Origin of the sequence: Herbaspirillum sp. RTI4 (genome assembly GCF_034313965.1) — a bacterium.
GTDB lineage: Bacteria > Pseudomonadota > Gammaproteobacteria > Burkholderiales > Burkholderiaceae_D > Herbaspirillum.
The window spans coordinates 2,475,497-2,487,544 of sequence record NZ_JAVIWQ010000002.1 but is presented as its reverse complement, the minus strand read 5'-3'; the positions used below and the strand labels follow the sequence as shown (position 1 = coordinate 2,487,544).

Here is a 12,048-nt window from a genome sequence, read left to right as displayed (position 1 = left end):
ACTTGTCCGGTAAATGTTTTTTATATTTATTTATGGATAAACGCTGCTTATTTTTTGAATCTTTTTTTAAATCTGTGCTTGAGTCTATTTGTCGCGTTTATTTATTCAATTTTTGAATGCGTTTGGGTTTAGAAAAAAATTACGATGCAGTATCAGTTGCCCGAGTGACAAACAACAGGCATTACGGTATCGTGCAGTGAGGGTGGGATGACAAACGAATGGTCGGGATATTGTCGATCATTATCCGGTTACTGAACGTAGACATAAACGATAAAAATGACCGTTGCGCGACCGTTAAATACTTTCCGCATGTTATCGATGTTCCTATGCCTCACCATCATCGCCATTGCGGGCGAAACCTGGTGGGGCATATCGTTAGATCGGGAGCTGACCATTGAATCAGAAGCCGGTAGCGCTTTGATCGTGGTTCGCAGCATTCATAATAATGCCAACATAGCGCTGCTGGAGGTAGAAACTGTCATCCATCAGAGTGCCGCTGAAATCCTGCGCGCAGACGATCAGGCGCGTCACAGCGATGCCGCGATAATCGGCATTCTCGTTGCCGCCAAGAAAAAAATGTCGTACCTGGATTCCTTGTCGTATATCAACAAACAGGGATTGCGGTACACCAGCGCGAACCCATACCCCCTCCCCTCCCTTGAGTCAGAACGATTCCGTTATAGCCAGCCAGCGGCGACTAAAAATATCCGGATTGACGACATCGTCTCCAACGATGTCGGCCGCGAGCAGATGTTGCCGGTTGAGCGTGATCTATATGACTCGCATCATCAGTTTGCCGGTCGCATCATTGTCAATATCAAAATATCGCATTTCATGAATTTTTATGACGACATCTCCAAGCGAGATGACATCATTTTGCTCACCAAAGAAAACGGTACGCTACTGTTACGGTTGCCATTTGATGAAAACATGCTCAATCTGGATGTGCGCAATAGTGCCGGTTTCAAGAGCATCCACGGTAAAAACGCGGATGAAGGTAGCGTCGTCAGTCTCTCGACCATCACGGGAAAACAGATGCTGCTGAGTTATAAAAAAATACCGCAGTTTTCCTTGCTGGTCACCTATGGCCGAACAATGGACGACATTCTGATCCCCTGGAGGAAACGTACCCTCAACAGCATGTTGCTGTCGGCCGCAGTGGTTCTGCTGATTTTGGGCATGTTCATCGTCTTTTCGGTTTATCAGCGGCGGCGACACAAATCAGATGTGATCCTCAATTCCAGTGAACAACGGTATCGGATACTGTATGAAGAAAGCGATGATCCGATTTTTCTGATCAGCACAGAAATGCGCTATCTGGGTTGCAACACCGCTGCGGCTAAATTTCTGGGAATTGCTGACAAGCAACGGCTGATAGGCAGGAAGGTCGGGCTATTTTTCAGGCTGGCTTCACATCGCTCGCAAATGCAAAATGTCGCCGATAGAGCGCAATTGGCTATGGCTGGCCAGCCGCAACAATTCGAATGGATCACTGCGCGCGGTAAGCGTCTGATTTATACCGATGTCACACTCAATCGTACCGTTTTCAATGACGGCTACGCCATGTGCGCCATCTTGCGCGATATTTCTGCGCGCAAGAGATCGGAGATCCTCCAGGCAACGCAAAATAAGATTTTGCACATGGTCATGGCAGGAGAAGACATGACCATTACTCTGCGCAAGATCACCGAGTTTTCCGACAGCCAGATTCCCTCCAGCATGTCCATTGTGATGCTGCTCAATGCGTCGCATAGTCACTTCACAGAGATTATTTCCACCTCTTTGTCGGAACATTCAACAGAAATGATCCGCGCCTTACCCATTCTTCACGGTAGCGGGGCCAGCGGCGAAGTGGTGCGGACACTGAAGCCTTATGCCATCGAAGACTGGAGCGCAGACGATTCCGCAAAAACACTACACGCACTTTTCCCCGACAGTACTTACCGCGCTTCGAGCGCCTGGCCAATATTTGGCAAGGATGGTCAGATTCTAGGTGTCTTTACCATCCTGTTTAAACAATCCGGCATTGCAGGAAGCGAGTGCATGGCGCTGGCCAGCGCAGTAGCCGACCTCGCCAGTATTGCCATCGAAAATCGTAATACCGAAGAACGTATCCTGCATCTGGCGCATTACGACAAACTCACCGGCCTGCCCAATCGTTTTCTGTGTCTTCAGCACATCGCTAATGCGTTGACACATGCCGAGCATCGCAATGGAAAAGTGGCCGTATTTTTGTTGGATATGGACCGGTTCAAAAATATCAACGACACCTTCGGTCATGAGACCGGTGAAGCTGTGCTGAAAACCATCGCTACGCGCTTTCGTTCGGTCTTGCGCGAATTAGATATTCTGTCGCGTGTCGGTGGTGATGAATTCGTTGTCCTGATCGACGATTACGAAGATCCGCTGCAACTGTCTGAGATTGCACAAAAACTGTTGCGCGAAGCACGCCGTCCGTTCGGGATCGGCGAACATGAGTTCATGCTCAGCGTCAGTATCGGCATCGCCACTTACCCGGAAGATGGCGGCGATTCACAAACGCTGATCAAGAGTGCCGATATCGCCATGTACCGGGCAAAACATACCGGCAAGGATGATTACCGCTTCTACTCGGAGGAACTCAACACGAATACGGTGGAACGCGTGGCAATGGAGGCTGATCTGCGTCGCGCATTGGAGCGACGTGAATTCATTGCCTGCTACCAGCCGAAAATCGATTTGCATAGCGGCAAGATCGTGGGTGCCGAAGCCCTGGTTCGCTGGCGACATCCGACGCGCGGCCTGCTGTTTCCGGGCGATTTCATTTCCCTCGCGGAGGAAACCGGACTGGTCGGGCAAATCAGTTTGCAGGTGTTGGCCGCGTCCTGCGCCGACCTCCCCTCTTTTTTGCAACATTGCGCCACGTTCGACCGGCTTGCGGTCAATCTGGCAGGCAATCAATTGAACGACCACCGTCTGGTCGACGACATCAAACGCATTATTGACGCTTCGGCAACGCCCTCGTCCCGCATCGAATTCGAAATCACCGAAAGCATGATGATGCAGAACCTCGAACAGGCGGTGTCGATTATGGATCGCATCCGCGCATTGGGATGTTCCATGTCCGTCGATGATTTCGGCACGGGTTATTCATCACTCGCCTACCTTCAGCGATTTCCGATCGACAGCGTCAAAGTTGACAAATCATTCATCGATGCGATTCCCGACGATCTTCATAGCTGCGCCATCGTGCAAGCCATCATCGCCATGGCGCGTGTGCTGAAGCTGAAAGTCATTATTGAGGGAGTGGAAACCACCGTGCAACTGGCTGCCATGCAGCAATTCGGTGCTGACGAGTACCAGGGGTTTCTCTTTAGCAAAGCCTTGCCTGCGGCAGAATTCCTGAAGTTGCTGCAATTACATGCCACGCCTGATGAGCTTGTACTGGGGGCAAAAAACAAATGAAGGAAGGCTCCGCGGCAGAATGCTAAGCCGAGAAACACGCTATGATGCTTAGCAATTGCCATTCTGATCGAACCATTTTATCCAGGAGTTTCCATGCGTTTGTCGTTCCGAAAAAAAATTGCCGCATTGGCTTTCACCTGCGTCAGTGCCGCACTGACACTGCCTCTGATGAGTTTTAGCGCACACGCTGCCGAATTGAAAATCGGTCTCTTCGCCGACATCTCTTCCCTCGATCCTCATTTCAACAATATCGCCCCGAATATTTCGCTGTCTTCCCATTTTTTCGATGCGCTGGTTAACGTCGACGCTAATGGACAATTGATTCCCGGATTAGCCACTTCCTGGCGTGCAATCGATCCTTTTACCTGGGAATTTAAACTACGTCCTGGCGTTAAATTCAGCGATGGCACGGCATTGACGGCAGAGGATGTTGTGTTTTCGATTGATCGTCCCGCCAAACTCACGAATAGTCCCGGCCCGTTCACCAGCTACACCAAACAAATTATCAGCAAGCAGATTGTCGATGCCGATACAATCCGCTTCAAGACGGCCACTCCTTACGGTCCTCTGGCCCTGGATCTAAGCACGATCTTCATCGTTTCCAAAAAAGCGGCGCTCAGTGCCACTACCGAAGATTTCAACAGCGGTAAAGCACTAATCGGTACTGGCCCTTTCAAGTTCGGCAGCTTTGCACGTGGCGACCGTATTGAATTGCTGCGTAACGATCTTTACTGGGGCAGCAAGCCTGAATGGGACAAGGTCACCTTCCGCATCCTGACTTCCGACAGCGCCCGCGTGGCCGCATTACTTGCTGGTGAAGTCGATGCGATTGAAAGCGTACCGCCCGCTGATGTGCCTAGCCTGAAAGCCAATCCGAAATTCCAGTTGCAGCGAAAAACTTCCTGGCGCACTTTGTTCTGGACTATGGATCAGGCACGCGATACCTCCCCTGACATCACCGGCAAGGACGGCAAGCCGCTGGCGAAAAATCCCTTGAAGGATATCCGCGTGAGACAGGCGATCTCGAAGGCTATCAATCGTCAGGCCTTGTCGGATCGCACGCTGGAAGGTTTGGCCATCCCCGCTTCCAATATCGTTGCGCCAGGCATTCTTGGCTACGCCGACAATCTGAAAGTAGAAAAATACGATCCCGTTGCTGCAAAAAAACTGCTGGCAGATGCGGGCTATCCAAACGGTTTTAATCTGACGCTGCATGGCCCGAACAACCGCTATATCAACGATGAGCGCGTAGTGCAGACCGTAGCGCAATTCCTGAGCCGTATCGGTATACAAACCAAGGTCGAAACCTTCCCGCTGTCGGTGTATTTTGGTAAAGCGCGCGCCGGTGAATTCAGTGTCGCGCTACTCGGCTGGGGCACGTTGGCAGCCGATTTCGGACTGCGCACACTGGTCGGAACGATCAATCCAGAAACAGGCTGGGGTTCATGGAACTGGGGGAAATACACCAATCCGAAAGTTGACCAACTGGTGCAATTGTCGCTGGGCTCGGTCAATCCCGAACAGCGTCAGATCTATGCAAAACAGGCCGAAGTGATGGCGCTGCAGGATTATGCCGTCATTCCCTTGTACCACCAGTATGCAACCTGGGCTGTACGCAAAGGAATCAAGTACGCACCCCGCACCGATGAATTCACGTTTGCGCATCAGTTCCATCCTGGCTGAACAGAAGCGCCTTCGTTGATACAGGTTTCAGCGAAAAATTGAACATGCCTCCCGGCTTTATTGCGGGAGGCATTTTTTATTTTAAGACTTTCCTTTCAGCGATACGCACGCGGTCAATCGCGGCCAGACCATGAGCTGCTTCGGCATTCTCCTCAGGCATTCTCTTTCCACTCTGACAAGAGCATAGATTGCCATGAAAAAACGATCCCTTAGGGCATCACTATCCAGGCGAAATGTTTAAGCGAGGACACCGCTCAGGAGCACAAACACCCCCTATAATTGCGCATCAAAATACAAGTAGTCACGAGCATGGGGGCAGGCTCGCGACTATTTCCGAAATCTAAAAGAGGAATTGTTCACATGACGAACTCATCCCAAGGTGCGTTTTTTTTACCTGTGGTTGTCATCTCCTTGTTAGAAAGTCACGACCGCAGGTCTTACGTAGGTGAGCAATTATCCAAATTCGGCGTCCCGTTTCGCTTCTACGACGCCACGCGGCTTGAGACTTACCCGCCTCAGTATGATGCCGTTACCCGCATGAAAAATCATGGCAACCACATGAATCTGTCAGAGGTCGGTTGCTATGGCAGCCATTACCAGACATGGCAACAACTGGTCGATTCCGAAGATGAAGCCTGGTGCATATTGGAAGATGATGTGGAGCTCTCCGACAGATTTGCGCCAGTACTGATGCAAGTCGCCGCACTAACGCAACCCTACGGATTCATTCGCCTTTATGACTATGGCGGCGAGGGTTCCTGGCAGATCGGCAGACTCCCTGACGGAAGCGTGCTCAAGGACCATAGAAAGCAACCGTTCGGCATGCAAGGCTATGTGATTCACCGTGAAGCTGCGAAAACTCTGTTGGCCTATGCCGAACGCATCCTCTATCCGATCGACGATGTACTCAACCGTAACTGGGAACATCGAATCCCGATGGCATCGATTTCTCCCGACGTCCTCAAGCATCGCAATGACTTGATGGGAACCACCATCGGCCGCGAAAAGGCCAAACGCAATTTGCGTCAAAAACTGATACGTGAATTTTATATGGGCAGAGATAGCCTGAATCGTCGTATCTATGCCTGGCGACGACGCGAGAAAAAAACCGCTTCAGATACTGCGATCTGATTTACTCGGAGACTTCGGCGGGCGGAGAATCCCTCAACGCCAGCGAGCTTTTGCGTCAGTCCTATTTATTTTCTTCACGCGGCGCAATATCGATACGGTCTACCTGCCACAGCGCCGGAAATAATCGTATCCACAAGGCCACGACCAGCAAGGTACCAATACCTCCAATCAGTACCGCCGGCATGGCTCCAAACCAGCCAGCGGTGATGCCGGACTCAAACTCCCCTAATTGATTCGAGGTGCCGATGAAGACTGAATTCACCGCACTGACTCGACCTCGCATGGCATCCGGGGTCTGTAATTGCACGAAGGCGGAACGCACCACTACGCTAATCATGTCGGCCGCGCCGAGTACGGTAAGCGCCACCAGCGACAGCCAGAAATTATGCGACAAGCCAAAAATAATCGTGGCGCATCCAAAGCAGCCCACCGCGATGAACATGATGCGCCCCACTCTCTTGCTGAGCGGTCGTCTTGCCAGGAAAAAAGCAACGGACAGCGCGCCGACCGCTGGCGCAGAACGCAAGAACCCAAGTCCCACAGCCCCGACATGCAGCACATCCGTCGCGTAAATCGGTAGTAAGGCCGTAGCGCCGCCGAGCAGCACCGCAAACAAATCCAGCGATATCGCACCCATCACGGCCGGTCGGCTGCGAATAAAAGCGATACCCGCGAAGAGCGAGGACAGGCTGGCTTTTTCCTTTTGCGGCACACGACGGATCGATTGGATCTGTCCTAATAGCAGAGCAGAAACCAGAAATAGCCCGCCACTGACCAGATACACCGCCACCGGACTGACAACGTACAAAAAACCGCCCAGCGCGGGACCCACGATAACGGCAACCTGCGTCGCCGAAGAGGCCCCTGCCACAGCGCGCGGCAATTCATCTGGCCGCATCAGTTCTGGCAACAAAGCCTGCATCGTTGGCTTATTGAATGCGCGGCCGACACCGATGAGAAACACGATGATAAAGATCAGTTCTCGATTGAGCCAGTCGCCTATGCTGCCGGTCGCGAGCAGGACGGCGGAAAGTCCGGCGATCACAAGCGATACCTGACTTACACGTCTGCGGTCGTAGCGGTCGGCGATATGGCCGACGATAAAAACAAGAAAAAGCGAGGGGATAAATTGCGCCAGGCCCACCATGCCGAGGTCAAAAGCGCTGTGCGTGAGCTGGTAGATCTGCCAGCCGACAGCGACGACCTGCATTTGCAACGCAATGGTCGAAGCAACGCTAGCCAGCCAGAACAGGCGGAAATTGCGGTGATGATACAACGGAAGTCCCCGGCTTAATGGCCGGGGTAAGCGGACGGCATCATGGTTTGCGTTGTGCGTAATGTTGCGCGAGCACGGCGCAGACCATCAATTGCAACTGATGAAAAATCATCAGCGGTAGCAAAATAACGCCTACCGTATGACTGGAAAACAGCACCTTGGCCATGGGGACGCCGCTCGCCAGACTTTTTTTGGAACCACAAAATACAATCGTGATTTCATCTTCTTTGGCAAACCCGAAACGGCGGCTGGCATACATCGACAATCCGATGAGCAAGCCCAGCAAGATAGCGCTGACGCCGAGAATGCCAAACAGACTGGTCAGCGGAAGCTGGCTCCACAAACCCTGTATGACAGCGGCACTGAACGCGACATACACCACCAGTAAAATAGAACTTTGATCCACGACTTTCAGCATGGCCTTATGGGAATCGACCCAGCGACCTATCCAGCGGCGGGCGATTTGTCCGGCAACGAAAGGCAGCAGCAACTGATAAATAATTGTCAAAATCGCACCCGACGAGGAATGCGCCGCGTTATTCGATACGACGATCAGTCCGACCAGCAGTGGTGTTAAAAAGATACCCAGCAAGTTCGATGCCGAGGCGCTGCAGACAGCGGCCGGTACGTTACCGCGTGCGACGGCAGTAAAAGCGATCGAGGATTGCACGGTCGAGGGCAGTACGCAGAGGTAAAGGAAACCGATGTACAAATCCGGCGTCACCATCCATAGCAATGCGGGTTTCAGTATCAGACCCAACAGCGGAAAGACGGCGAACGTAAATGTCAGCACGGTCAAATGCAATTTCCAATGCATCAGGCCTGCCATGGCCTGCTCTCTCGATAATTTGGCGCCATGCAGAAAGAACAGCAAACCGATCATGAACGTGGTCAGTATCTCGAAGCCCTGGGCAACGACGCCGGTACAGGGGAGAAAACTTGCCGTGATGACGGTGGTAATGAGCAACAGGGTGAGGTTATCGGGCAGGAAGCGGGAACGGGTCATGGCTGTGCGTTTTGTTGTTATGTGGCAGATGTGCCCGCACCGGGACGGTGGCGGGCAAGTTTGCCATTGTACGCGAGCAGAGAATGCTCAGTCTTTGATTACCAAATCCAGAACATCAACAGCCACGCAAAATTCACCAGGGTCAGCGCGGCCAGCACCGGCAATACCGCGACGATCCGCCGTGGCAGCGATACTTCATAGCGGCCAATGACTTTCCAGGCCAGCACCAGACTCCACAGCGTCGTCGCCGTCAGCAAGGCGGCGCGCACGTCGTTGGCCCAGTAAACCGGCCAATGCTCGGCGCGCAACAGGCTGATCGTTGTTGCCGACAATCCGACAAACACGCCGCAGCTGGCCAGCGGGATCATCGATTGCACCAGATGATTGAAGCGGGAAGTACTCCACTGACCCAGCACACGGGTGCTGACGGCAAACAGGACGCTCAGTGCGCATCCCATCAGCAAGGCGGTCGTCCCGATATAAGCCACGACCAGACTGCCATCGAGCCAGGTGAACACATCGCTTTGCTCCGGATAGTTCGTCAGCAACCACCACGGCGCCTGGGTGCCGAACGGCCACAGAATATCGCGATCGATCAGCCAGCCGGCGGCGATCTGCTTGATCTGGACGAACCAGGGACTGGCACTCCAGTGAAAAGCGCCGATAGCAATGCCGAACAGGCCGAACAGCACCAGCGTGCTTTCCCACAGGTTGTTGTTGGTTTTGCCGAACTGGACGATTTCCACGGTCGGGGCGCGCCAGCTCAGTCCGATGGCATCGCGATGACCGCTGCAACGACCGCACATGTGGCAGTCGGAAGCACCGGTCATTTTGCGCAAAGGCACCAGCGGAGCGCAATTGATGGCAATGACTCTGACGCCATGCGTCTGGTATGAGGCGCGCCAGGCATCTTCGTTGACCTTGTAATGAAATGGTGAGAGCTTGGCCAGCAAGCCGAATACGCCGTTGACCGGGCACAGGTATTTGCACCAGACCCGTTTTTCCTTGCCATAAATAATGCCAACGATAATCGCGCCCAGCGTGGAACCCCCCAGCACCAGCAATACCGCTTTGGGATATTGATACACGCTGACCATCTGGCCGTAAATGGTTGTCAAACCAAAAGCGACGAAGGGCCAGCCGCCCCAGCGCATCCAGCGGGGAATCGCTTTGCCCAGGCCGTATTTGCTGGCAAATTCCGTCAGCGTCCCTTCGGGACACAGCACGCCGCACCAGACCCGTCCCATCAACACCATCGTGACCAGAACAAACGGCCACCAGATGCCCCAGAAGGAAAATTGCGCGATCAGGGTCAGGTTGGACCACAAGTGGGCGGTCTCGTCGGGCAGCGGCAAAAAGATCGGGACGATGATCAGGAAGGCGTAGGTCAGAACGATCAGCCACTGGATGCCGCGTATGGCACCGCCATAACGCCGCATCCACTCGCCCACGCGCAGCAAACGGGTTTGCGGTAAAGCCATCGTCGTCATGAGGTCTTCGGTAGCGGAGAAGAGGACGCCGCCGCAGACCGCGGTTGCAGCGCACGCCAGATCAGCGCCCAGTAGACGACATAGGCGAAGAGCGCCAGCAGCGTTGGATGCGCCCGGTAACCGACCAGACTCGCCATCAGCCCGCCTGCCACTCCCGAATCATCCAGTAAGGCGCTGCTATCCCACATCGGTGCGGTAAGCGTCGACGCAAAGGAAAGATTCGATACCCAGTCGACATTTTCGAGCAGGAGATCAAACAATTTTTCCACGCCGGTCAACATCAGCCCGGCTGCCAGTAGCAGCAACATGATTTCGGTGACCTGGAAAAAACGCCGCCAGGAGAATAGCTTTCCGCCCAGCTGTAGCAGATAGAACGTCAGGAATGCCAGCGCCAGACCCAACAGCGCCGCCAGCAACATCGGGCCGATATTGCCTTGCTGACCCACGCCAAGTCCATACAGAAAAACCGCCGTTTCGCTGCCTTCGCGCGCAATCGCCAGTGCGGCCAGCGTGAAAACACCCCACCAGTTGCCGCTGTCGTAATTGCTTTTGAGCGAGGTTTCCATATCCTTCTTGAGCGTGCGTCCATGCTTGCGCATCCACAGCACCATCTGAACGATCAACATCGCCGCTATCAGCACCATGCCGATCTGGAAGTAGGTTTGCGCTTCACCCGAGAGCAGTTCGCTGAATCCTAGCAAGGCGAAACCCAGAAGGATCGCCAGTAGCACTCCTGCGGCTACTCCGGCCCACAGGTAAGGCAGTCCGCGCCGCGCCGCTGCGTCGCCATTGTTGAGCCAGGCATACAGAATGCCGACGACCAGCAGGGCTTCGACGCTTTCGCGCCAGACAATAAACATGACCTGACCCATCATTTTTCCTTTCGTTATTTGACGACGATCACACCCGGTGGCTTATCCAGATGGAAATCATCGAAAAATTTGTATTCTCCGGGTTGCAAAGGAGCGATGACCACGAAGGATTGCGCTCCCGGGCCTAGCACTTTTTCCTTGCGGAGCTGGATGCTTTCAAATTCAGCGGCGCTGGTGCCGATGTTGTGCAGTTCGATCTTGAACTTGGTTTTGGCCGGTACTTCGAGACGGGCCGGAATCAACTTTCCGTCGCTCATTTCCAGCTTGAACGTCGGCAGTTCCGACGCCCCGGCGGCCAAGGCCGTCAACATGATGCTGCCAGTCAGCAGCTTGACGCCGCGGCGCATTAAGGTCTGCATGTTCATCCTGATTTCACTCCCGATAATAGGACTGGAAAGAGAGGGCTGCGATGCGCATGATTGCTCGGCCCTTCGCCCTCACTGCTGAATAGACAGCTTCTTAATAACCGCCCTTTTTACCGACGCCGGCAAAGACGAGGTCGTAATTCAGCTCGAATGGCTTGAACCAGGGGCTGACGCCGGTTTCTTTATCAACGTGACGGCCGAAATGCGCGTGCTCGTTCGCCGATGGCGGAGAGATGATGAATTTCAGTTTGTATTTGCCGGGGCCGGCCATTTTGACGTTATCGCCATAATGCGGTCCGTCGCTGGCGACCATAGGCATCAGATCGCCACGAATCACCTGAGGCGAACCGACTTTGCTCAATTCGAATTTGATAACCAGATAAGGCATCCAGTCGCCTTCTGCGAATCCGTTGGGATTTTTAGCGACGGCGTGGATATCGGCTTCCAGGTGAATATCGGATTCTTCCGCTTTGCGCATCATGCCGTCCGGTTCCATCTTGACCGGCTGCAGATAGACGGCATTGACTTCGAGGCCGTTCAGAATTTGCGGCTTGCCGATGGGATATTCGGCAGCCTGAGCCGATCCGATGGCGATGCAGGTAAGTAAAATTGCCTGTGCGGCGCGTGATGTCAGTGGGTGAATGCGAGCCATGGAATTCTCTCCGTATGTGAATGGTAATGATTATCAATTAAGATTGTACCATCACATCGGAAATTTTATTGGCAAGCGGTATCAGACAAAGATGAAACTGGAATTACGCCTGCACACCATCTCGGTGCA

At 53.4% G+C, this 12,048-nt stretch carries 9 protein-coding genes; 3 read left to right on the top strand and 6 right to left on the bottom strand.

Annotated features, from left to right (window positions below):
- Window positions 1-276 precede the first annotated feature (276 nt).
- The 3 genes from RGU70_RS11120 (at window position 277) to RGU70_RS11110 (ending at window position 6,258) form a co-directional block, all read left to right on the top strand.
- Entirely contained in the window at window positions 277-3,444 is a 3,168-nt protein-coding gene (locus tag RGU70_RS11120) for an EAL domain-containing protein (protein ID WP_322209458.1), read from the top strand.
- A 93-nt stretch (window positions 3,445-3,537) separates the two neighbouring features.
- A complete protein-coding gene (locus tag RGU70_RS11115) occupies window positions 3,538-5,127 on the top strand; it encodes an ABC transporter substrate-binding protein (protein WP_322209457.1) in 1,590 nt (529 codons plus the stop codon).
- A 360-nt stretch (window positions 5,128-5,487) separates the two neighbouring features.
- Window positions 5,488-6,258 (top strand): glycosyltransferase family 25 protein, encoded by a 771-nt coding sequence (locus RGU70_RS11110; RefSeq protein ID WP_322209456.1) that lies wholly within the window; start codon window positions 5,488-5,490, stop codon window positions 6,256-6,258.
- Between the two features lie 61 nt (window positions 6,259-6,319).
- On the opposite strand, the gene RGU70_RS11105 is transcribed toward RGU70_RS11110, so the two are convergent.
- The 6 genes from RGU70_RS11105 to RGU70_RS11080 all read right to left on the bottom strand — a co-directional run bounded on the left by RGU70_RS11105 (window position 6,320) and on the right by RGU70_RS11080 (window position 11,919).
- A complete protein-coding gene (locus RGU70_RS11105; protein ID WP_322209455.1) occupies window positions 6,320-7,534 on the bottom strand; it encodes an MFS transporter in 1,215 nt (404 codons plus the stop codon).
- A 40-nt stretch (window positions 7,535-7,574) separates the two neighbouring features.
- Complete coding sequence (locus tag RGU70_RS11100) at window positions 7,575-8,540, bottom strand: bile acid:sodium symporter family protein (protein ID WP_322209454.1); 966 nt, start codon at window positions 8,538-8,540, stop codon at window positions 7,575-7,577.
- Between the two features lie 98 nt (window positions 8,541-8,638).
- Window positions 8,639-9,979 carry a 4Fe-4S binding protein gene (locus RGU70_RS11095; RefSeq protein ID WP_322210781.1) on the bottom strand — a complete coding sequence of 447 codons (1,341 nt, stop codon included), beginning with the start codon at window positions 9,977-9,979 and terminating at the stop codon, window positions 8,639-8,641.
- A 47-nt stretch (window positions 9,980-10,026) separates the two neighbouring features.
- Window positions 10,027-10,902, bottom strand: a complete 876-nt coding sequence (locus RGU70_RS11090; RefSeq protein ID WP_322210780.1) for an FTR1 family iron permease — start codon at window positions 10,900-10,902, stop codon at window positions 10,027-10,029.
- Window positions 10,903-10,916: 14 nt separating this feature from the next.
- Window positions 10,917-11,249: a cupredoxin domain-containing protein gene (locus tag RGU70_RS11085; RefSeq protein ID WP_322210779.1), complete on the bottom strand. Its 333-nt coding sequence runs from the start codon at window positions 11,247-11,249 to the stop codon at window positions 10,917-10,919.
- A gap of 112 nt (window positions 11,250-11,361) precedes the next feature.
- Window positions 11,362-11,919 (bottom strand): iron transporter, encoded by a 558-nt coding sequence (locus RGU70_RS11080; protein ID WP_322209453.1) that lies wholly within the window; start codon window positions 11,917-11,919, stop codon window positions 11,362-11,364.
- Between the last annotated feature and the right edge of the window lie 129 nt (window positions 11,920-12,048).